Genomic DNA, 21,972 nt, shown 5'->3' on the forward strand with positions numbered 1-21,972 from the left:
CGTCGTTAGCGTGAGTGACATGGCGACCGGCACGGGCACCCAGCGCGCAGGTGGAGCTGCGCCGGGCCTGCGGCCGGCCTCACGGACGCGGCGGGTCCTCGACGTGGTCGTGCCGGCGCTGCTGCTGACCGCCTTCGCGCTCCTCACCGTCGAGGTCGTGCGGGACGGGGCCGTCGTGCGGCTCGACGACCTGGTCCGCGACTGGACCCCCGGGCAGGGCAACGGACCGATGGTGCCCGACCTCCTCGGGCTCGTCGTCGTCGACATCGCCACCCCACCCGTCTGCGTCGCGGCGGTGCTGCTCCTCGGAGCCGTGCTCTCGCTGCGCACCGGCCGCTGGGCGCCGCTGGTCCTGACCGGTGCGGCCATCGCGCTGCTCACCGCCACGGTGCTGCTCGGCAAGGAGCTCATCGACCGACAGGCACCCGACTACGTGGGAGTGGCCGGCGCCGGGGGCGCCTTTCCCTCCGGTCACACCGCCACCGCCATCATCTGCGCGGGTGTCGTGGCCGAGCTCGTCTCGCACGCACGACCGGCCCGCCGCAGGCTGGCGTGGCTGCTCGCCGCCGGGTGGACGCTTCTCGTCGCGGTGGCGTTGCTGTGGCTGCACTTCCACTGGCTGAGCGATGTGCTCGGTTCGCTGCTCCTCGGGTCGGCGCTCCTGTGGCTGCTGCTGCGGTGGCCGCTCCGGCTGGGCGACGGCCTGCAGCGGGTCAGCGGCCGGTAGCCGCGATGTAGACCGCGGCGTTCCCGTTCGGGTTGACGAGGACGGCCGGGGCCAGGCACCGGTCGGGAAGGGTGACCCGCGCCTTGATCGCGGCGTCGCCAGCAGCGCTGAACGGCACGGCCGTCGTCGTGGCGACGGCCGTCCCGTTGCAGGCGACGGTCGCCGACACGGTCCGGACGGGGCCGACGCCGACGCCCGGGATCAGCAGCCCGTCGAGCGAGACCTTGACGGTGCCGTCCGACGCGAGCTTCGCCTCGCCGGACGTGATGACCCACGGTGCGCCGCCACGGACGGCTCCGAAGAGCGGCGGGTCGCTGAGGACGCTGCCCTGCATGGGGGCCTTGAGCAGGTCGGTGCTCGCACCCCCCGCCACGGCGGCCGTGCCACCGAGGAGGGTGGCCGCCGCGAGGGCGCCGAGGGTGAGTGAGGCTCGTCGGGTCGGTCGGTGCATGGTCGTGCTCGCTTCCTGTTCCGCGGACGGGTTCTCGCGACTCTCGAGCGGGCGCCGGGATGGCGACCGAGAGGCGCTGTTGACGGACACGAGGTAGCCCGGCGAGAGGTTCAGTGGGCCCCGCCCGGCACCCGGGGCACGGTGAGCGGGTGCGGGCTGAGCGGCATACGGCCATTAGGGTTGTCGCCATGTGCGGGATCGCGGGATACGTCGGCTTCGAGGCGGACGAGGCGCTGCTGCGCCGGATGAACGACTGCCAGCGCCACCGTGGTCCGGACGGCGAAGGCATCCTCATCGACGGTCGCGGGGGGCTCGCGCACCGGCGCCTGTCCATCATCGACGTGGCCCACGGCCAGCAGCCGATGAGCACCGCCGACGGCCGGTTCACGATCGCCTACAACGGCGAGGTCTACAACTACCTCGACCTGCGCGCCCAGCTCGAGGAGCTCGGCCACACGTTCACGACCGACAGCGACACCGAGGTGGTCCTCGAGGCGTTCGCCGCCTGGGGATCCGATGCGTTCGACCGCTTCAACGGGATGTTCGGCCTGGCCATCTGGGACCACCAGAACCGAACGATGACCCTCGCGCGCGACCATTTCGGCATCAAGCCCCTTTATGTATGCCGCTCAGCGGGCAGCGGTGCCGACGGCGGGGACGCGTGGTTGTTCAGCTCCGAGATCAAGCCGCTCCTGCAGTCGGGGCACTACGAGAAGCGGCCGAACGACCGCACCATCTACCGCTACCTGCGCTTCCGGATCCACGAGGACGGCCGGGAGACGTTCTTCGACGGGATCGAGCGGCTCGAGCCGGGCGAGATGATGACGATCGGCGAGGACGGGCGCGCGGAGCGGCGCACCTTCACCCGGCTGCGTGAGGAGCTGGCCGAGCTGGCGTCGGTGCAGCGGCCCTACGACGAGTCGACGGCGGCGGAGTATCGCGAGCGGCTCGTCGAGGCGGTCCGGCTCCGGCTCCAGTCGGAGGTCCCGGTCGGCACGTCCCTGTCCGGGGGCCTCGACTCGTCGGCGGTCGCCGTCATCATCAACCGGTTGATCAACTCGGGCGACCGGACGACGGAGTCCGTCGGGCAGCAGCAGAACACCTTCAGCGCCGTGTTCCCCAACTCGATCAACGACGAGGAGCGCTACGTCGACGACGTCCTCGACATCTGCCGCGGCCACGTCGACGGGCACAAGATCAAGCCGACGGCCTCCGAGTTCAAGGCCGACCTGCGCGACTTCGTGCGCACCCAGGAGGAGCCGCTCATCTCGAGCGGGCCCTACGCCCAGTACCAGGTGATGCGCGAGGCGACGAAGCACGTGACCGTGCTGCTCGACGGCCAGGGCGCCGACGAGATGATGGCCGGCTACGTGCCGTACTACTTCGTCTACCTGCGCCAGCTACGCGCCCAGGGTGCCCGCAAGGCGGCGACCGAGCTGTCGAAGTCGCTCGACGTGCTCTACCGGCTCGGCCGGTTCAAGCTCAAGGCGAAGCTGCGCGGCCGCCGTGACGTCCCGACGACCCAGCTGCTCGGCCGCGACTTTGTCGGCGCCCACCAGGGGGAGCGCTACGTCGTCGAGCAGGCGAACCTCAAGAAGCGGCTCATCGAGGACCTCTTCGTCGGTTCGCTGCCGTCGCTGCTGCGCTACGAGGACAAGAACACGATGCGGTTCTCCCTCGAGGGACGGGTGCCATTCCTCGACAAGGAGGTCGTGAAGTTCATCTTCTCGCTGTCCGACGAGGCGATCATCAAGGACGGGTGGAACAAGCGCATCCTGCGTGACGCGACCCGCGACCTGCTGCCTGACTCGATTCGTCGGCGGCGCAACAAGATCGGCTTCACGACGCCTCAGGGCGAGTGGTTCATGACCCTGAAGAACCACTTCTACGGGATCTTCCTGTCCGAGTCGTTCGCGAACCGGCCCTACTTCAACCAGACCGAGGTCCTGCACGCGTTCGAGGGCTGGATCAAGGGGACCAACGACGTCGACTCGATGACGTTCTGGCGCCTGATCAACCTCGAGCTCTGGCTGCAGGAGTACTTCGACGAGCAGCCCAGCGCCGACACGGTCGCCGTGCAGAGCCAGCCGAAGACGGACTACGAGCCGAACGCGCGCAAGTCGCTCGACCTGACGCTCGACTCCGGGGAGGTCGTGCGACGCTATCCGCTCCGGACTGAGCTTTACGCCCGCGAGGACGACCTCGACGAGAAGACCCTGGGCTACATCGAGCGGTTCTTCGCCGGTCTGCCGTCGGCGCCGCCCGAGCACGAGGTGGCCACGAAGGGCCGCTGGTACTTCTTCATCTCGGAGAAGATCGTCGCGATCACGCAGGGGCGGTCCTACTTCATCTGGGACATCAAGGTGTCCCGCCCAGCCCGGGTCCTCTCCCGCTACGTCACCCGCACCCCGGCGGGCATCGGGCTCGGCTCGCCGTTCACGATGCAGCTCGCGATCCAGGAGGCGGGGCTGCCGAAGGTGCTCTATGCCGCGGCCGGCGGCGCGGTCGGCAAGCTGGTCGGCAAGCGGGGGATGTTCTACGACCTCGTCGGGGGCGACATCCGGGCCATCGACGGGCCGACCGAGTACTCCGTCTACCCAGCGAACGTCTCGGCCAAGCTGGCGCCGAAGGACCCGGACGCGGTGGCCGCGCGACTGTCGGCGGCGATCCGGGCTCGTGTCCCCGAGCCGTGGCGGTCGACGTTCGGCGGGACCGTGGTCATGGACGCCAACGACATCGGCCGCAACGTCCTCGGCAAGGACGCGCCCGGGACCAAGGAGCGCTACGAGGCGATGTTCGCCGACAACCCGCTCGGGCAGGGCTCCGAGCAGACGCCGATGGCGGTCGTCTTCGAGCAGCCCTGATCCCACGCACCCTCCCCGTCGAGTGAGCGCAAACTCTGGTTCCCGCCCGTCGAGTGAGCGCAAACTCCGGAGTTAGGACTCACTCGACGGTTCGCAACCGCAGTTAGGGCTCACTCGACGGTTCGCAAGCGGAGTTCCGGCTCACTCGACGGGGTGGGGTGCTCTGGACAGTGGCGGCGGGCGGCGAATGTTGCCATGGTGGAGGGGCGTCGCCCGTCCCGAGGAGGCCCGATGCGCACGCTCAGCCCGACCCAGCAGGCCCAGCCGTTGGACGAGGAGGCGCTCCAGACTGTCGATGCCTACTGGCGTGCCTGCAACTACCTCGCCGTGGGGCAGATCTACCTGCTCGATAACCCCCTGCTGAAAGTGCCGCTCCTGCCGGAGCACATCAAGCCCCGGCTGCTCGGCCACTGGGGCACTACGCCGGGCCTGAACCTCGTCTACGCCCACTGCAACCGGGTCATCCGCGAGCGCGACCTCGACATGATGTACATCATCGGCCCGGGCCACGGCGGCCCGGCCATCGCGGCGAACGCCTGGCTCGAGGGCAGCTACACCGACCACTACCCGGACGTGCGCCAGGACGAGACGGGGATGAGGCGGCTGTTTCGCCAGTTCTCCTTCCCCGGCGGCATCCCCAGCCACGTGGCGCCGGAGATCCCGGGCTCGATCCACGAGGGGGGCGAGCTCGGCTACTCGCTCGCGCACGCTTTCGGGGCCGCCTTCGACAACCCGGACCTCGTGGTCGCGTGCGTGGTCGGCGACGGCGAGGCCGAGACGGGCGCCCTCGCCACGTCGTGGCAGTCCACCGCCTTCCTCGACCCGGCCCGGGACGGAGCGGTCCTGCCGATCCTGCACCTCAACGGCTACAAGATCGCCAACCCCACCGTGCTCGCGCGGATCGGCGACGAGGCGCTGACCCGCCTGCTGGAGGGGTGCGGGTGGCAGCCGTACCTCGTCGAGGGCGACGACCCAGAGCACGTCCACCAGGCGCTCGCCCGCACGCTGGACACGGTCCTCGACGAGATCGCTGACATCCAGAGGGAGGCTCGCTCTGGGGCGGAACAACCGCGTCGCGGCGAGGACGGCTGGCGGCCGTGGCCCATGATCGTGCTCCGCACCCCCAAGGGCTGGACCGGGCCGCACACCGTCGACGGCAAGCAGGTCGAGGGCACCTGGCGGGCCCACCAGGTGCCCCTCGCCGAGGTGCGGAACAATGCCGCGCATCTCGGCATGCTCGAGGAGTGGCTGCGCAGCTATCGCCCGGACGAGCTCTTCGACGATGACGGGGCCCCCACAGCACAGCTGACCGCCTGGGCGCCGGACGGGGACCGGCGGATGGGCTCCAACCCGCATGCCAACGGCGGCCGTCTGACGCGGGACCTCGAGCTGCCCGACTTCCGCGAGTACGGCGTCGACATCGACGGCCACGGTCGCACGACGAGCGAGAGCACCAAGGTGTTGGCGCGCTGGCTCGCCGAGGTGATGCGTCGCAACCCGGAAACTTTCCGCCTGTTCGGCCCCGACGAGACGGCCTCGAACCGGCTCGATGCCGTCTACGACGTCACGGGCAAGACGTGGGGCGCCCGCGTTCTGCCCGTGGACGAGAACCTCGCCGTTGACGGGCGGGTCATGGAGGTGCTGTCCGAGCACCTCTGCGAGGGCTGGCTCGAGGGCTACCTCCTCACCGGCCGGCACGGCCTCTTCAGCTGCTACGAGGCGTTCGTCCACATCGTCGACTCGATGTTCAACCAGCACGCCAAGTGGCTCAACACCTCCCGGCGCATCGGGTGGCGGGCACCCATCCCGTCGCTGAACTACCTGCTCACGTCCCATGTGTGGCGCCAGGACCACAACGGCTTCTCGCACCAGGACCCCGGCTTCATCGACCATGTCGTCAACAAGAAGGCGGCCGTCATCCGGGTCTACCTGCCCCCGGACGCGAACTGCCTGCTCTCGGTCGCGGACCACTGCCTGCGCAGCCGCGACTACGTCAACGTCGTCGTCGCCGGGAAGCAGCCGGAGCTGGTCTGGCTCACCATGGCGGAGGCGGCTGCCCACTGCGCGAGGGGCCTAGGTGTCTGGGACTGGGCGAGCAACGACGACGGCAGCCCCGATGTCGTGCTGGCCTGCGCGGGCGACGTGCCGACGCTCGAGACGCTCGCTGCGGCGGACCTGCTCCGACAGGACCTGCCCGACCTTCGGGTGCGCGTCGTCAACATCGTCGACCTGATGCGCCTGCAGCCGCCGAGTGAGCACCCGCACGGCATGCCGGACCCGGAGTACGACGCCGTCTTCCCGCCCGACGTGCCGGTGATCTTCGCCTACCACGGGTACCCGTGGCTGATCCACCGGCTCGCCTACCGCCGCCACAACCACGACCACCTGCACGTGCGCGGCTATAAGGAGGAGGGCACGACGACGACCCCCTTTGACATGGTCCTGGTCAACGACCTCGACCGGTACCACCTCGTCATGGACGTCATCGACCGCGTGCCAGGCCTGGCCGCCCGGGCCGCGGTGGTGCGACAGCAGCTCGTCGACAAGCGCGCCGAGCACCGTCGGTATGTCCGCGAGCACGGCACCGACATGCCGGAGGTCGCTGACTGGCTCTGGCCGGAGCGATGAGAGTCCCGGCCGTCGCGCGTCAGGGGCAACGCCTCCTCTTGGGAGACGACCTGTCCGAGCGAGTGGATGGAGCCGACCAGCCCTAGCCGACGGGTTCGGCGTCGTCGAGATGGGCGTCGCCGGGCTCCTGCTTGGGGCTGAACCACCAGATGACCCAGCCGACCAGCCCGAGCGGCACCTCGAAGAAGTGGGTGAAGAGCGAGAAGAGCACCACGCCCGCCGTCGCCTGGGCCGGGTCCGCGCCCCACCCGACGAGCACGGCGGCCGTGCCGGCCTCCGTGACACCGAGCCCGCCGGGGGTGATCCCCACGGCGGTCAGCAGCCGGCCGACCGTGTAGGCCCCGAACATGTAGGCGAACGGCATCTGGACGCCCATCGAGTTGAGGCAGAACCAGAACAGGATGTAGTAGACGCCGAAGAACCCGACCAGCCCGTAGGTCATCTCGAGCCACCCGTAACGGACGATGTCGATGATCCGGCGGCGCAGGTCGGTGATCGCGAACTCGAGGTCGACGTCCTTCTTGCGTCGTCGCCGCAGCGGCCCGGAGATCTTCATCAGCCAGCGACCGAGCTTGTGCGCGAAGCTTTCCGAGGCCAAGGCGCCCCAAAAAGCCACGACGACACTGACGCCGATGAGGGCACCGAGGATCGCCGCTTGTGCGACAAGCGGATTCAGGTGTCCGATGCCGATGATGATTGCGACGATCCCGACGACCGGCAGCACGACGCGGGCCAGCACGTTCCAGACCCCGGTGACGATCACCATCGTCGAGATGTCGCGCCGCAGGAAGCCCCACGACCGCAACTGCTTGTACGTCACGACGACCCCTGCCGCGCCTCCACCCGGCAGCAGGTTGCCGATCGAGCTGCCGCACGCGTTGACGATCATCGCCTGCACGTGCCCCAGCCCCTTGAGGGACCCGGTGTAGAGGAAGGTCACGAGCCACAGCCCCGAGATCATCAGGACGGTCAGCCCGACCACGGTGCCGAGCTGCAGCTGTGAGAGCAGGTGCCACACGTCGGTCCACGTCGTGTGCGCCACCTTCGGCAGCCCCCACCAGAGGAGGAACACCGCGAGGCCCACGCCGACGACGAACTGCGCGAGACGCCATACGATCGAGCGCCCGTGGGACACCTCGCGGGTCGTTGGGGGCGCGCTCACGTGAGTCCCTCGAAAACATCAGTCCGTATGCCGCTGTGTTTCCTTCCAGCGGCCCTACCCTTCCGCGTTCCCTCCCCATCGAGAGCGCGATCCCCACGATCGAGAGCACAGTCCCCGTTCTCGTCGGGGGGGTGCGTAATCCCATGTGCCTCGGCCGTCGCATCGACGTACCACTCCCGGCCGAAGACCAGGTCGTAGAGCGGCCGGGGGATCCGCAGGAAGGCCGCCAGCGTGCGGTCGGCGCCGCCGTCGGCGCTTGCCTGGGAGGCGTGGGCCCGCATCGAGGCGCGCTTGGCAACGATGTGGCGACGAACGCTGATCCGGTGGGTGATGTCCCGGCGCGCCGAGAAGGCCCGGTTGAACGAGTTGCGGTCGAACTCCGGCGGGAAGCGGTAGACCTTCGCGGCGAGGTCGATGGCCCGGCGGATCGTGTCGCGGGGCACCGTCGCCTGCAGGACGCGGCGGGTGCCGGCGAGCTCGGCGGCCCGCATCCCGACCTCGTGGGCCTTGACGTGGTCGGGGTGGCCGTAGCCGCCGTTCGGGTCGTAGGTGAGCAGGACGTCGGCGTCCTCCTCGGTGAGGATGGCCGCGAGCCGGGCGGCCGCCTCGTCGGTGTTGGCGCGCACGAACCGTGTCGCGCCCGGTGGATCGGGGGGTGCGTGCGGCCCGAGCCCGCTGTCGGCATAGCCGAGGTGCTCCACGCGAGCCACCCCGAGCGCCCGGGCGCTCGCCTCGAGCTCGCCCATGCGGCGGACGGCCAGCCCGCCGTCACCGGCGTACTCCGTGGCGGCGAGTCCCTCACCACCGTCGGTGGCCACGACGAGCACGACCCGGTGCCCCTCGGCGGCCGCGCGCGCCATCGTCCCCGACGTGAGGAGGGCCTCGTCGTCAGGGTGCGCGTGGAATGCGAGGAGCGTGTGCGGCATACGTTCGTCCATCTTTGCGCATGACAGAGTGTTCCCCGTGAAGGTGGCGCTCCTGTCCGACTGTTACCTGCCGCGCCTCGGCGGGATCGAGGTGCAGACCCACGACCTCGCCGGCCAGCTGGTGGCGCTCGGACACGAGGTCGAGGTGTTCACGGCGACACCCGGTCCAGAGGGGGAGATGCACGGTGCGGTGACGGTCGTCGACGGCATCCCGGTGCATCGGCTGGCCATCCAGCTGCCCTGGGAGCTGCCGGTCAATCCCAGGGCACCGAAGGAGCTGCGACGGCGGCTCGTGTCCGGCGGCTTCGACGTGGCCCACGTCCAGACCGGCGTGGTCAGCCCCTTCGCCTGGGACTGCACGCGGGTCACGGTCGGGCTCGGCCTGCCGACCGCCATGACGTGGCACTGCATGCTCGGGCCGGTGACGTCCCTGTTCCGCGCCGCCCGGTTCGTGCGGCGGTGGGCCGACCGGGGGGTGGCGATGTCGGCCGTCTCGGAGGTGGCCGCCGAGCCGTTGCGCCGGGTCGTCGGTGCGGCCGGCGACGTGACGGTCCTGCCGAACGGGATCGACGTCGCCCGCTGGCGCCCTTCGACCCCGTCGGATACTGGCCTTTCGACGGGAACTGGCCTTTCGACGGGGTCAACCGTCGAAAGGCCACGAACCGACGAAGGGCCACGAACCGTCGAGAGGCCACGAACCGACGAGGGGCCACGAACCGTCGAAGGGCCACGAACCGACGAGGGGCCACTCCGGCTGGTCACCGCGATGCGGCTGGCGCCGCGCAAGCGGCCCACGGCCCTTGTCGACCTCGTCCGTCGGGCCGCCGACGCCGCCGGACCCGGCTCGCTCGACCTGACGATCCTCGGGGAGGGGCCGGAGCGCCGCAAGATCGAGGCCCAGCTGCGCACGCACGGGCTCGACTGGGTCCACCTGCCCGGACGGGTGCCCCGTGACGAGCTCGCCACGCGTTATGCCGCGAGCGACGTCTACCTCTCGCCGACGAAGCTCGAGTCGTTCGGCATCGCGGCCCTCGAGGCCCGCACCGCCGGCCTGCCGGTCGTCGGCCGGGCAGGCTCCGGCATCGGCGAGTTCGTCACCGACGGCGTCGGCGGCCGCATCGTCGGCGACGACGCGGAGATGGCACGGGTCATCGCGGAGCTGGCTGCCGACCGCGACGCCGTCGACCGGATGCGTCGCTGGAACCTCGACCACCCGCCGACCCAGGACTGGCCCGCGGTGGTCGCCCTTGCGGTGGCGGAGTACGACCGGGCCCGTGCCCTCGCGCGGCTCGGGAGCGCCCGCCGGTGAAGTCGAACGTCCCCGGTGGGGTCCGCGTGGTCGCCGTGCCCGGCGTCGGCACGCCCACGGCCGTCGGCCGGATCGCCCACGGTCAGCATCCCGAGACGCTCCTGCACGCGGCAGGGTGGGTGGCCCATGCTCCCGAGTCAGCGTCCGTCGCCACGGACGGCGCGCTCGAGCTGGCGTACCGCGTGAGCCCGCTCAGCGGCATACCCCCTCGTGTCGAGGGACGCCGTCGCGACCGGGACGTGCCCGCCGACGCGGTCGGGGAGGCCTACCAGCGGGTTGCGGCGTACGCGCTCGTCCTGAGCCGGGAGGGCGTGCTGCTCACGGAGTTCACCGCGCAGACGCACGTCGCGGGGGAGTGGGGCCTGCCCGGTGGGGGCCTGGAGGCGGGCGAGACGCCAGTCGACGGCGTGCTGCGCGAGGTGTGGGAGGAGACCGGGCAGCAGATCGTGCTCGGTGAGCTGATCGCGATCCAGTCGAGCCACTGGGTGGGCCGGGCGCCGTCGCGGGTCATCGAGGACTTCCACGCCATCCGGATCGTCTACCGCGCCGTGTGCCCCGACCCGACCGAGCCGGTCATCCACGACGTCGGCGGCACGACCGGCGACGCACGGTGGGTGCCGCTCGACCGGGTCCAGGACCTGCCGCTGACCCGGTCGTGGCAGGAGTTCGAGGCCCTCGTCGGGGGCGGCCCGACGCCACCGTAGGATCGCGGCCATGGACGTCCTCCAGAAGATCATCCTTGTCCTCCACCTGCTCGGCATGGCCGCGATCGTCGGCGGCTGGCTCGCCGCACGCAAGGGCCGGACGATGTCGGAGGTCGTGGTCTGGGGCGCCCGCGCGCAGATCGTCACCGGGCTCATCCTCGTCGGCCTCGCCGAGGCGACGAAGGACGAGGGGAGTGCGCTCAACTACACGAAGATCGGCATCAAGCTGCTCGTCGCCGTGATCGTGGTGGCCTTCGCCGAGATCGGCCGGGCCCGCGCCAAGCGGAACGAGTCGTCCTCGACGGCGCTCGACGCGGCGGGGATCGGGGGCGTGCTCAACGTCCTCGTCGCCGCCCTGTGGTGAGATGCGCTGGAACGTCGGCGTCCTCGCGGGGCTGCTGATCGGCCTCGCCTGGCTCGCGGGCGGCGTCGTCACCTACGTCATCGGCCGGCGCAACGCGCGCCGCTCGGAGCGGGAGGGGGCGGGCGGGTCCGCCGTCATCGGCATCTTCCTCATCGTCGTGGGCGCGCTGACGCTGTTCGCCACCTTGTTGCTCGCCGTCGTCCCGGGCAACGACTGACCTCCTGCGCGCCCCATCAGCCCGTATGCCGCTGAGCCGGCTGGCGCTGGCCCGCTCAGTCCCGCGCGTATCCGGCGCCCAGTGCGATCGGCAGGGACTGCGGACCTGCTGAGTTGACGCGCATGGCCTTGTAGATGCCGCCCGTCTCGACGTCCCAGACGAGCAGGTAGTCCCCGCCTCCGGCGAAGGCCGAGAGGTGCAGGTAGCGTCCCGATGGATCCCACCCGACCGGGCTGACGGGGAAGCCCGAACGACTGGTCAGCACCTTGACCGGCGCCCGACCGGCGGCGTGCGCCTGTCCGAGGTCGGCCACGACGATCGACGTTCCGTCCGCCCCGATCGCGACCCGGTCACCGGCCGACTTCACCACACCGGTCGGCGTGCCGAGCCCTGAGCCCAGATTGGTGCTCGTCACACCGGAGGGCCCGTACCGGTTCACGACCAGGGCGCCGTCGCGCCCCGCCCGTGCCCCGTATCGCGAGTCGTTCTCCTGACCCATCGTGCGTCGTACCCGCCCGGTCGTCAGGTCGATGTGCCAGCTGGCCAGTGCGGAGTGGGCGATGACTGCTCCGACATCGTCGACGGACCATCCGGCCGAGGTGAGGCCCGGGTCGGGCACGGCCAGGGAATGGACGGCATGGGTGACGAGGTCGACCACCACGACTCCGCCCGGTTGAGCGAAGACGAGCTCGCTGCCATCCGCGGACAGCGGCGTTCCCGATCCGGCCGAGACCTTCTCCGCCTGCTCGGCGGTCAGGGTGACGGAGTCGACGGCGACCAGATCACTCCCGATCTGGATCACGAGGTGGTACGTCGAGGCCGGCGGGCGCACCTGGTCGCCCTCGAGGTAGACGGCAGTGACCGCAGGAAGAAGCGGAGCCACCGGCCTCGCGGACAGTCTGGAGCCGGAAGGGCTCGACATGAGCACGTGGTCACCGGCATCGAAGTTCGGCAGGTCGGCGTACTGGGTGACATCCGGCAGGCGGATCTGGAGCGTCCCGCCGGCGCCGGGAACCCAGCCCCGGGGGTCGATCCAAGGCGCCGGTTGGGTGATCGTCGCCGCGTCTGAGGTCGGTGGCGGAAGCGTGGGGACCCGGATCGGCGCGGACGCCCGCGTGGTCCGTGCGGGGACCGGCTGCATGCCGCGGTCGACGCCGTGAGACCCGATCCATTGCCAGCCGGCGCCCAGTGCCAGCACGGCGGCGACCACGGCGGCGAGGACGACTCGGAGCCTGCGCTGGTGCTGGGCCCCACGCCACGCGGTCTGGGTGAAGTCGACCTCCGGTACGTCCGCGACGACCTCGTCGAGCAGGAGACCCAGGCGGCTACGACTCCCCGCGGGACGCTCGTTCATGACGACTCACCTCCAGTCGTGAGCGGCGCGAGGTGCGGTACCAACGTCCTGATCCGGGACAACGCGTCGTGCGTCTGGCTCTTGACCGTGCCGACCGAGATCCCGAGGATCGCTGCTGTCTCGGCCTCGCTCCGATCCTCGAAGAACCGCAGGACGAGGACCGCCCGCTGTCGTGGCGCCAGACGGCTGAGGGCCCGCTCGAGGTCGACCTTCGCCTCGACGCTCGTGTCGTGAGCGGCGTACGGGGTGGGCTCCGGGGGAGTGAGGGTGACCCGCTCCCGGCTGGTGCGCCGCCACGACGAGATTGCGTCGCGGTAGAGCACCCGGCGCACGAAGGCGTCCGGGTGCTCGTGCCGGATCGTCTCCCACCGCAGCGCGAGTTTGATGAGGGCCTGCTGCACGAGGTCCTCGGCCTGATGGCGGTCGCCGCACACCAGATAGGCGGCGCGCAACAGCCCGTGCTGTCGGGCGCGCACGTACTCGGCGAACTCCGCGTCCATCGGTTTCATGCCCGGCCCCCTCTCTAGAGCATGAACGCTCCGAAGGGCCCGTGGGGTTGGGTCGGCACAAACGCCGGTATGCCGCTGAGCCGGCTGCCGCTGGCCGGCTCAGCCGCGCTCGTGGACCAGCGCGCCGCCGACCCAGGTCTGCTCGATGCCGGCGTCGCGGATCGCCGCGGGGTCCCGTCGCTCCAGCTCGAAGACGTTGCGGTCGACGCAGATGAGGTCGGCGAGCTGCCCCGGGATGAGTCGGCCGACGTCGCGGCGGCCGGCCGCCCGCCACGACCCGACGGTGTGGGCGCGGACGGCCTCGGCGAGGCTGATCCGCTCGTCGGGCTGCCACCCGCCCGGCGGGACGCCGTCGGCGCGCTGCCGGGTCACGGCCGCGTGCAGAGCGTGGAAGGGGTTCGGCTCCTCGACCGGGGCGTCGGAGCCGAACGCGAGCGCCACCCCGGCGTCGAGCATGGAGCGCCAGGCATAGGACCGGAGCGGCCGGGGCCCGATGACCGAGTCGACGACCTCGAGGTCGGTGGTGCAGTGCGTCGGCTGCATCGACGCGACGACCCCCAATCGGGCGAACCGCTCGATGTCCGCGGGGAGCACGTGCTGCGCGTGCTCGACCCGGAGGATGGCCTTTCGAAAGCGGGGCCGCAGCTCGGCGTAGGCGTCGAGCACGAGCCGGTTCGCCTCATCGCCGATCGCGTGGGTGCACACGTCGAGCCCTGCCTCGAGGGACGTGCGGATCCGTTGCAGGAGAACGGGATACGGGGTCACTGCGAGGCCGCACGACCCGTGTCCGAGGAACGGCTCGGTCATGTGGGCCGTGCGCGACCCGAGCGCCCCGTCGGCAAAGAACTTGACCGGGCCGACCCGGAGCCGGTCGTCGCCGTCACCGGCGCGGCGGCCCTCGTCGATGGCCAGCTCGAGGTCCGGGTCGCGGACGCACTTCGTGACGCGAAGCTGGAGCGAGCCGGCCGCGTGCAGGTCCGCGTAGCCCTGACGCACCTCTTCGCCGTCGATGTCGGTGATGGCCGTGAGGCCGGCCGCGAGCAGGCTCCGCTGGACAGCCGCCAGGGCCTCCCGCACGGTGCGGGCGTCCGGGACCGGCGTCGGCACGAGCTCGATCGCATCGTCGTAGAGCACCCCCGTGGGCTCCCCGGCCCGGTCCCGGTCGATGCGGCCGCCGACCGGGTCGGGAGTGGCGCGGCTGATCCCCGCCGCGACGAGCGCCGCCGAGTTGACCCACGCCGAGTGCCCGTCGACACTCGGCAGGACCGCCAACCGGCCGCCGGTGACCCGGTCGAGGGACCAGCGGTCCGGGCCCGGACCGGTCCACCGGTTCCGGTTCCACCGCCCGCCCCGCACGTCGGCGCCCGAGGGCAGCTGTGCGGCATACCTCTCGACGAGCGCGAGCGCCTCGTCGAGCGAACCGGTCTCGCGCAGGTCGACGGCGATGGACTCCTCCGCCAGCCAGCCGGTGTGGAGGTGCGCGTCGTGCAGGCCGGGCAGGACGACCGCGCCGGGCAGGTCGACGACCGTGCTCGTGCCGCCGTCGAGCGCCGCTGCCCCGACAGCGACGATGCGCTCTCCCTCGACGAGCAGGGCATCGGTCCAAGGCTCCTCGGGGGCGCCGGTCCAGATTCGGGTGTGGCGAAAGAGGGTCCGGCTCATCCGTTCGGCAGGTCCGGTCCCCGCTCGGGGTCGACGTTCGGCGCCTGCATGGGGGTGCCGGTGCGGTTGGCGATCGTGCTGATCCGGCGGGCCAGCTCGACGTCGCGCGACGTCAGGTGACCGACGTCGTGGCTGGTCGTGCGGATGACGACCTCGCCGTAGCGGACGTCGACGTCGGGGTGGTGGTTCAGCTCGTCGGCGACCTGTGCGATCTCCGGCAGCAGGGCCGCCCCCCGCGAGAAACCGCTCGTCTCGAGGACGGTCATGAGGGAGTCGCCGACCTGCCGCCACCCCTCGAGGCCCTCGGCGTGCGCCAGCTCGTCCGGACTGATGGGTGCGTTCGGGTCACTCATCGTCCCAGCCTGTCACAGCTCAGGCGGTCGGGACGAGGATGACCTTGCCGGTCGTCCGGCGGCCCTCGAGCGCGTCGTAGGCGGCGGCGGCCTCGTCGAAGGGATAGCGGCCGCCGATCTCGACCTCGAGGGTGCCGTCCGCGATCGCCCCGAGGACCTCGCGCGCCCGCCACTCGAGCTCGTCGCGGGTCTGGACGTAGTGCGCGAGCGTCGGCCGGGTGATGAAGAGGGACCCGGCCCGGTTGAGGCGCTGCAGGTCGAAGGGCGGCACCTGGCCGCTCGCGCCCCCGAAGAGGACGAGCATCCCGCGGGGCCGCAGCGAGCCGAGCGAGGCGTCGAAGGTTGCCTTGCCGACACCGTCGTAGACGACGTCGACGCCGCGGCCCGCCGCCTCACGGACCGCCGCCGCGAGGTCCTGGGTGCTCGAGTAGTCGATGGTGTGCGCGGCGCCGCGACGGCGGGCGATCTCGAGCTTCTCCTCCGAGCCCGCGGTCGCGATGACGGTGACGCCCTTGGCGGTGAGCAGCTGCACGAGCAGCTGGCCGACACCACCCGCGGCGGCGTGCACGAGGGCGATGTCGCCCTCCTTGGCGGGGAAGGTCGACGTGACGAGGTAGTGCGCCGTCAGGCCCTGAAGCATGGCGGCGGCCGCGGTCTCGAGGTCGACCCCGTCGGGGACTGGGACCAGGTCGTCGGTGCGGCGGTTGACGACGGAGGCCTCGCTGCCCCCCGCCTGCGCCCAGGCGACGTGGTCACCGACGCTGAAGCCATCGACCCCGTCGCCGAGGGCGGTCACCGTGCCGGCGCCCTCCTCACCGAGGACGAACGGCGTCGGCGTGGGGTAGACGCCCTGTCGCTTGTAGACGTCGATGAAGTTGACCCCCGCGGCGGCCACCTCGACCTGGACCTCACCGGCACCGGGTGGCGTCACCTCGATGTCCTGCACCTCGAGGACGCTGCCGTCCCCGGGCTTCGTGACGATGACGGCGCGCGCGGTGGTCGTGGTGGTCATGCAGGCCACCTTATGACCGGGCCAGCCGCTCCAGCGCGTCGCCGTCGACCCGGAACGTCGTCCACTCCTCCTGGGCGACCGCGCCCTGTGACCGGTAGAACTCGATCGACGGGGTGTTCCAGTCGAGCACCCACCACTCGAACCGGGTCCAGCCCCGCTCGAGGCAGAGCTGGGCGAGGCGGACGAGGAAGGCCTTGCCGATGCCGCGGCCGCGCTGCTCCGGCTCGACGAAGAGGTCCTCGAGCCAGATGCCGTGCCGCCCGGTCCACGTGGAGAAGCTGACGAACCAGATCGCCATCCCGACGACCCGGCCGTCCCCCTCCGCGACGTGGGCGTAGGCCGCCGGGCTGCCGTCGCTGGGGAAGAGCGCCTCGCGGAAGTGCTCGGGGGTCGCGGTCGCCGACTCCGGCTCCCGCTCGTAGGCCGCGAGCTCGCGGACGAGCCGGAGGAGGTCGTCGACGTCGTCGATCGTCGCTTCGCGGATGCTGAAGCCGGGGGTGGGGGAGGTCGCCGTCACGGGGCCCATCATCCCCGGCGCCCGCTGCGCGACGTCGAGCACGTCCGTATGCCGCTCAGCCCGCTCACGCTCGGCCGGCTCGCTCCCGTTCGCGCTGGCTCGGGCGCTGGGCGGCGTCGGCCGTCAGGTCGGGCGCTCGAGGTCGGCCTTGAGACCCTGCAGCGTCTCGGTCACGAGGCCGTCGATGACGCGTCGGCGGATGAAGCCGGGCAGCGGCAGGTTGTGGTGGATCGTGAGCTCGAAGTCGACGATGCTGGTATCGACTCCCGCGGCCCGCACCAGGTAGCGGCCTTCCTGCCCGGTCTGCAGCCGGCCCTCGAGCAGGCTCCAGTTGAGCCCGTCGGGCGTATGGGTGTAGGCCAACGTGTAGCGGTCGGTGCCGACGGCGGTGCTCGCCGCGAACCGCGCCGTTTTCGGCAGGCCCTCGCTCGTCGTCTCGAGCACCTGCGCCTCCCGGATCGACGGTGACCAGCGCGCCTGCCCGGCCACGTCGCGCACGGCGGCGAGAACCTGCTCCGCTGGCGCGCTGATGGTCAGCTCATGTCGGGCGGTGTCCGTCGGCATGGCGGCTCCCTCCTCGTGTGCCGGACCGGCCCATCCGGACGAGCCGGTGCAGCTCGTCCTCGAAGGCGGCGACGAGCCGCTCGGGGTCGGGCACGACCGATGCGTCGCTCAGGAAGCCGACCTGGACGTTGCCGGCGTAGGTGAAGATGCAGATCCCCAGGATCTGGCGCCCGGACCCGGGCACCCAGCCGAGGACACCGGTCACCGCGGTGCCGGCGAGGTAGCGGACCGAGTCGGGGCCATGGACGTTGGTGGTGACGCCGATGGTCTTGTTCGCGAAGAAGTCGACGACGTGCCGTCCGAGCTCTGGGGTGAGCCGGCCGATGACGTTGATCAGCCCGTAGGTCAGGACGGGCTCCGGCGACGCCTTGATCCAGTCCATCCGGCGCTTCGACTCGGCGAGCCGAGCCAGCGGGGCACCGAGGGCGCTGGGGAGGCGGAGGAAGACGAGGGCGAACTCGTTCCCGAGCTCGGGTGGCAGCGGCTCGTCGGGCGGCCGGACGTTGACCGGCACCATCGTGGTGAGGTCGACGGGGTCGGTGCGGCGCTCGAGCTGGTAGGTGTGCAGGGCGGCGGCGGTCGCGCTGATGAGTACGTCGTTGAGCGTCGCCCCGGAGAGGCGGCGCACGTCCGTCAGCCCGCGGATCGGCAGGCGCTCGCTCCAGGCGACGCGCTTGGGCGGCCCCGGCTCTCCCGCGAGGGGGCTGGGCGGGTTCGAGCTGAACAGCAGCACGGCGGCGACCTCGGCGGTGCGCCACGCGAGCCGCGTGGCCTCGGCGAGGCGGTGGCGCGAGGTGAGGGTCCCGGCCCCGCGCAGGCCGAGTCGACCCAGCCTGACGGGGACCGTCAGCACGGACGTGGCGAGCGACAGCGGCCAGGCCCGCGTCTGCTCGGGCGGCAGCGACACGTCCACGTCGAGGTCGTCGTCGGCGACCCGGCCGCGGGCGTCCTCGGTCAGGGACAGGAGCACCCGGGCCAGGGCCAGACCGTCCGCGAGGGCGTGGTGGCTGCGGCACACCAGGGCCGCGCCGGACCCGTACCCCTCGACGAGGTGCAGCTCCCACAGCGGGTGGGAGCGGTCGAACGGCAGCGCCAGTCGTTCGTCGATGTAGGACTGCAACGCGCCGTCATCGCCAGGCGGGGGCAGCACCACCCGAGCGACGTGCCGGTCGAGGTCGAAGTCCGCGTCGTCCGTCCAGGACGGGCCGCCGAGCGGCCCGCGAGGCGGGAGCGGCCGCTGCCGGAAGACCGGGTAACGGGCCACGACGCGGTCGCGCACGAGCCGCCGGACCTCGTCGAAGTCCGGGACCCCGTCGAGGAAGAGGACCGATGCGACGACCATGAGGTTGTTGGGGCGGTCCATCTGGAGCCACATCGCATCCACCGGGCCGACCCGTCGGCGCGATGCCCCACCTGCCCCCGGACCCGCTGGCTGCTTCACGGTCCCTCCTGACTCCGCCCCAGCCTGCACCCTGCCGCCGAGGAGAGCCCGGGCCGTTGGTCCCGCCGTGCCGGCGCTGTCCCCGACGGGACGTAGGGTTGGCTCATCATGAGCACGCTGTTCGACGACCTGTTCGGCTCCGACCCGACCGCCGCGTCCGGCGGCCCCGATGTCACCGAGCGAGGCGTGCCGACCTGGGCCGAGGCGGCCGCACGCGGGCCCGCGGCGGCCGGTGAGCGGCATACGGGCGCCATCGACCCCGAGCAGCTGCTCACGGGGCTCAACCCCCAGCAGCGTGAGGCCGTCGTGCACGAGGGCACCCCGCTGCTCATCGTGGCGGGCGCCGGCTCGGGCAAGACGCGCGTGCTGACCCACCGCATCGCGTGGCTCCTCGGCGAACGGGGAGTGCAGCCGGGCCAGATCCTCGCGATCACGTTCACCAACAAGGCCGCCGCCGAGATGCGTGAGCGGGTCGCGGCGCTCGTCGGTCCCCGAGCCCGGGCCATGTGGGTCATGACGTTCCACTCGGCGTGCGTGCGCATCCTGCGGCGCGAGGCGACGAAGGTCGGCATGAAGTCGACCTTCTCCATCTATGACGCGGCGGACAGCCAGCGGCTGATGAGCCTCGTCGTCCGCGACCTCGACCTCGACCCGAAGCGCTACCCGCCGCGCACCTTCTCGGCGCTCGTCAGCAACGCGAAGAACGACCTCATCGACGAGGAGTCCTACGCCCAGCAGGTCGCCGAGGGCGACCACTACCACCGGACCGTCGCCGAGGCCTACACCCAGTACCAGCGCCGGCTGCGCCAGGCCAACGCGCTCGACTTCGACGACATCATCATGATGACGGTCAACATCCTGCAGGCCTTCCCCGACGTGGCCGAGTACTACCGGCGCCGGTTCCGGCACATCCTCGTCGACGAGTACCAGGACACCAATCAGGCGCAGTACCAGCTGATCCGCGAGCTCGTCGGGGAGGTGCGGCACGGCGGCGAGTACACGGTGCCACCGGCCGAACTCTGCGTGGTGGGCGACTCCGACCAGTCGATCTACGCCTTCCGCGGCGCCACGATCCGCAACATCCTCGAGTTCGAGCAGGACTACCCCGACGCGCGCACCATCCTGCTCGAGCAGAACTACCGCTCGACGCAGCGCATCCTGCGCGCCGCCAACGCCGTGATCGCCCGCAACGAGGGCCGGCGGGCCAAGAACCTCTGGACCGACTCCGGCGACGGCCCGCTCATCGTCGGCTACGTCGCCGACAACGAGCACGACGAGGCGGCCTTCATCGCCAAGACCATCGACGACCTCGCCGACGAGGGGGTCCGGCCGGGCGACGTCGCCGTCTTCTACCGGACCAACGCCCAGAGCCGCGCCGTCGAGGAGGTCCTCGTCCGGGTCGGCCTGCCCTACAAGGTCGTCGGCGGCACCCGGTTCTACGAGCGCAAGGAGATCAAGGACGCGCTCGCCTACCTCCGCGTCGTCTCCAACCCGACCGACACGGTCAACCTGCGACGCATCCTCAACACCCCCAAGCGCGGCATCGGTGACCGCGCCGAGGCGTGCGTCGCAGCGCTCGCCGAGCGCGAGCGGATCCCGTTCGTCGCGGCGCTCGGCCGGGCCGAGGACGCGCCGGGCATCGCGAGCCGGTCGGTGGCCGCGATCAAGGGCTTCACCGACCTGCTCGAGCGGCTCCGTGAGGTCCGCGAGAGCGGCGACGGCATCGCGGTGCTCCTCGAGGCGGTCCTCGAGCAGAGCGGCTACCTCGCCGAGCTGCGGGCGAGCCATGACCCGCAGGACGAGACCCGGGTCGAAAACCTTGCGGAGCTCGTCGCGGTCGCGCAGGAGTTCGACGACCGCAAGCTGCGCGAGCGCGAGGAGTCCGGCGGGGAGCTGCTGCCCGGCCAGGAGCCGGAGGACGTCGGTCCGGCGAGCGACCTCGAGGAGTTCCTCGAGCAGGTCTCGCTCGTCGCGGACGCCGACGAGATCCCCGACGCGCCGGAGGGGGCCGACGGCGAGCCGGCCGAGGACCAGGGGGTCGTCACGCTGATGACCCTGCACACGGCCAAGGGCCTCGAGTTCCCGGTCGTCTTCCTGACCGGGCTCGAGGACGGGACGTTCCCCCACATGCGGTCGCTCGGCGACCCCACGGAGCTCGAGGAGGAGCGCCGGCTGGCCTACGTCGGCATCACCCGGGCTCGGCAGCGGCTCTTCCTGTCCCGTGCCTCGGTCCGGTCCGCGTGGGGCGCCCCCCAGTACCACCCGGCCTCGCGCTTCCTCGACGAGATCCCGGGTGATCTCGTCGACTGGCAGCGGCTCGGCACGTCCTTCAGCGGCGCGCGCGGCTCAGGTCAGCCGGCGGTCGCGACGCTGGCCGCCCGTCCCGGCGTCCGCAGCCCGGGCAAGCGGCCGATCATCGCGCTGCACTCCGGCGACCGCGTCACCCACGACGCGTTCGGCCTCGGCACGGTCGTACGTGTCGAGGGAGAGGGGGACAAGGCGATGGCGCATGTCGACTTCGGTGCCGACACGGGCACGAAGCGGCTGTTGCTGCGCTACGCACCGCTCGAGCGGCTCTGAGGCACGTCAGGCCGGCCGGTCTGGCCGAGCCCGTGCCGGGCGCGCCGAGCCACGGGGTCAGAGCTGCACGCCCTTCTGGGCGAGCCACGGACGCGGCGACACCGAACCGGCGCCCTGCGGGTGGATCTCGAGGTGCAGGTGCGGCCCGGTCGAGTGGCCGGTGTTGCCGCTGTAGGACACGACCTGGCCCGGCTCCACCTCGTCGCCGATGCTGACGAGCAGGCGGCTGTTGTGGGCATACCACGACACGGTGCCGTCCCAGTAGCGGATCTGGACCATGTAGCCGTAGCCCTGGTTGGACCACCCGGAGAAGATGACGGTCCCCGTCGAGAGCGCGTGCACGGGGGTGCCGACTGGGGCGGCGAGGTCCTGGGCCGGGTGCATGCGGCCCCAGCGCCAGCCGAAGCCGGACGTGAGCGTGTAGTTGGCGATGGGAGAGACCCAGCGCTGCGCCTTCTGCCGGGCCGCCTCGGCAGCCTTCTTGGCGGCCTGGGCCTTCTTGGCCGCTTCCGCCTGCTCGGCGGCCCGGGCGCGCTCGGCGGCTGCCACGGCGCTGTCGACGTCGGCGGCCTTCTGGTCCGCCAGGCTCACGACGCTCGCGACGGCGGCCCGGGAGGCGTCCCGCGAG

The 21,972-nt window shown here is 71.5% G+C and carries 20 protein-coding genes; 8 read left to right on the forward strand and 12 right to left on the reverse strand.

What is annotated here, in order from left to right; genetic code table 11:
* The first annotated feature begins 19 nt into the window (after positions 1–19).
* Positions 20–727 (forward strand): phosphatase PAP2 family protein, encoded by a 708-nt coding sequence (locus tag N864_RS23420; RefSeq protein ID WP_051518136.1) that lies wholly within the window; start codon positions 20–22, stop codon positions 725–727.
* Here the strand turns inward: N864_RS23420 and N864_RS03385 are convergent.
* Positions 714–1,178, reverse strand: coding sequence for a hypothetical protein (locus N864_RS03385; protein ID WP_034713497.1), 465 nt, complete (start codon positions 1,176–1,178; stop codon positions 714–716). The genes N864_RS23420 and N864_RS03385 overlap by 14 nt on opposite strands.
* Positions 1,179–1,366: 188 nt before the next feature.
* On the opposite strand from N864_RS03385, the gene asnB reads away from it, so the two are divergent.
* Complete coding sequence (gene asnB, locus N864_RS03390) at positions 1,367–4,042, forward strand: asparagine synthase (glutamine-hydrolyzing) (protein ID WP_034713499.1); 2,676 nt, start codon at positions 1,367–1,369, stop codon at positions 4,040–4,042.
* A gap of 231 nt (positions 4,043–4,273) precedes the next feature.
* Positions 4,274–6,670 (forward strand): phosphoketolase family protein, encoded by a 2,397-nt coding sequence (locus N864_RS03395; protein WP_034713500.1) that lies wholly within the window; start codon positions 4,274–4,276, stop codon positions 6,668–6,670.
* A gap of 82 nt (positions 6,671–6,752) precedes the next feature.
* Here the strand turns inward: N864_RS03395 and N864_RS03400 are convergent, their stop codons facing one another.
* Both N864_RS03400 and N864_RS03405 read right to left on the reverse strand, forming a co-directional pair.
* Positions 6,753–7,832, reverse strand: a complete 1,080-nt coding sequence (locus N864_RS03400) for a lysylphosphatidylglycerol synthase transmembrane domain-containing protein (protein ID WP_240474194.1) — start codon at positions 7,830–7,832, stop codon at positions 6,753–6,755.
* Positions 7,829–8,758, reverse strand: coding sequence for a PIG-L deacetylase family protein (locus N864_RS03405; protein WP_081793330.1), 930 nt, complete (start codon positions 8,756–8,758; stop codon positions 7,829–7,831). The genes N864_RS03400 and N864_RS03405 overlap by 4 nt, the downstream gene beginning before the upstream one ends.
* A 37-nt stretch (positions 8,759–8,795) precedes the next feature.
* Here N864_RS03405 and N864_RS03410 point away from each other — a divergent pair, with 37 nt between their 5' ends.
* The 4 genes from N864_RS03410 to N864_RS03425 are packed head-to-tail and all read left to right on the forward strand — an operon-like array spanning position 8,796 to position 11,352.
* On the forward strand, positions 8,796–10,067 hold the full coding sequence (locus N864_RS03410; protein ID WP_034713508.1) for a glycosyltransferase: 1,272 nt from the start codon (positions 8,796–8,798) through the stop codon (positions 10,065–10,067).
* Positions 10,064–10,771: an NUDIX hydrolase gene (locus tag N864_RS03415; RefSeq protein WP_034713510.1), complete on the forward strand. Its 708-nt coding sequence runs from the start codon at positions 10,064–10,066 to the stop codon at positions 10,769–10,771. The genes N864_RS03410 and N864_RS03415 overlap by 4 nt, the downstream gene beginning before the upstream one ends.
* A gap of 10 nt (positions 10,772–10,781) precedes the next feature.
* Positions 10,782–11,135 carry a hypothetical protein gene (locus N864_RS03420; protein WP_034713511.1) on the forward strand — a complete coding sequence of 118 codons (354 nt, stop codon included), beginning with the start codon at positions 10,782–10,784 and terminating at the stop codon, positions 11,133–11,135.
* Between the two features lies 1 nt (position 11,136).
* Positions 11,137–11,352, forward strand: a complete 216-nt coding sequence (locus tag N864_RS03425) for a hypothetical protein (RefSeq protein ID WP_034713513.1) — start codon at positions 11,137–11,139, stop codon at positions 11,350–11,352.
* A gap of 55 nt (positions 11,353–11,407) precedes the next feature.
* Here the strand turns inward: N864_RS03425 and N864_RS03430 are convergent, their stop codons facing one another.
* From N864_RS03430 to N864_RS03465, 8 genes are all read right to left on the reverse strand, one after another.
* On the reverse strand, positions 11,408–12,706 hold the full coding sequence (locus tag N864_RS03430; protein ID WP_034713516.1) for a WD40 repeat domain-containing protein: 1,299 nt from the start codon (positions 12,704–12,706) through the stop codon (positions 11,408–11,410).
* Positions 12,703–13,215 carry a SigE family RNA polymerase sigma factor gene (locus N864_RS03435; protein ID WP_034713519.1) on the reverse strand — a complete coding sequence of 171 codons (513 nt, stop codon included), beginning with the start codon at positions 13,213–13,215 and terminating at the stop codon, positions 12,703–12,705. Before N864_RS03435 ends, N864_RS03430 begins: the two co-directional genes overlap by 4 nt.
* Positions 13,216–13,314: 99 nt before the next feature.
* Positions 13,315–14,877, reverse strand: coding sequence for an amidohydrolase (locus N864_RS03440; RefSeq protein ID WP_034713523.1), 1,563 nt, complete (start codon positions 14,875–14,877; stop codon positions 13,315–13,317).
* Positions 14,874–15,230, reverse strand: coding sequence for a 4a-hydroxytetrahydrobiopterin dehydratase (locus N864_RS03445; RefSeq protein ID WP_051518137.1), 357 nt, complete (start codon positions 15,228–15,230; stop codon positions 14,874–14,876). Before N864_RS03445 ends, N864_RS03440 begins: the two co-directional genes overlap by 4 nt.
* Before the next feature lie 19 nt (positions 15,231–15,249).
* Entirely contained in the window at positions 15,250–16,242 is a 993-nt protein-coding gene (locus N864_RS03450) for a quinone oxidoreductase family protein (protein WP_034713530.1), read from the reverse strand.
* 10 nt (positions 16,243–16,252) lie between these two features.
* The gene (locus N864_RS03455; RefSeq protein ID WP_051518140.1) at positions 16,253–16,768 is read right to left on the reverse strand and encodes a GNAT family N-acetyltransferase; all 516 of its coding nucleotides are present in this window, start codon (positions 16,766–16,768) and stop codon (positions 16,253–16,255) included.
* Positions 16,769–16,882: 114 nt separating this feature from the next.
* Positions 16,883–17,323 (reverse strand): SRPBCC family protein, encoded by a 441-nt coding sequence (locus N864_RS03460; protein ID WP_034713532.1) that lies wholly within the window; start codon positions 17,321–17,323, stop codon positions 16,883–16,885.
* Positions 17,298–18,764: a wax ester/triacylglycerol synthase family O-acyltransferase gene (locus N864_RS03465; RefSeq protein ID WP_205620850.1), complete on the reverse strand. Its 1,467-nt coding sequence runs from the start codon at positions 18,762–18,764 to the stop codon at positions 17,298–17,300. The genes N864_RS03460 and N864_RS03465 overlap by 26 nt, the downstream gene beginning before the upstream one ends.
* A gap of 108 nt (positions 18,765–18,872) precedes the next feature.
* On the opposite strand from N864_RS03465, the gene pcrA reads away from it, so the two are divergent.
* Positions 18,873–21,344 (forward strand): DNA helicase PcrA, encoded by a 2,472-nt coding sequence (gene pcrA / locus N864_RS03470; protein ID WP_034713534.1) that lies wholly within the window; start codon positions 18,873–18,875, stop codon positions 21,342–21,344.
* Between the two features lie 57 nt (positions 21,345–21,401).
* Here pcrA and N864_RS03475 read toward each other — a convergent pair.
* Positions 21,402–21,972: M23 family metallopeptidase (locus tag N864_RS03475; protein ID WP_034713536.1), on the reverse strand; the 571-nt coding region annotated here is incomplete at its 5' end.

Source organism: Intrasporangium chromatireducens Q5-1 (assembly GCF_000576575.1).
Lineage (GTDB): Bacteria > Actinomycetota > Actinomycetes > Actinomycetales > Dermatophilaceae > Intrasporangium_A > Intrasporangium_A chromatireducens.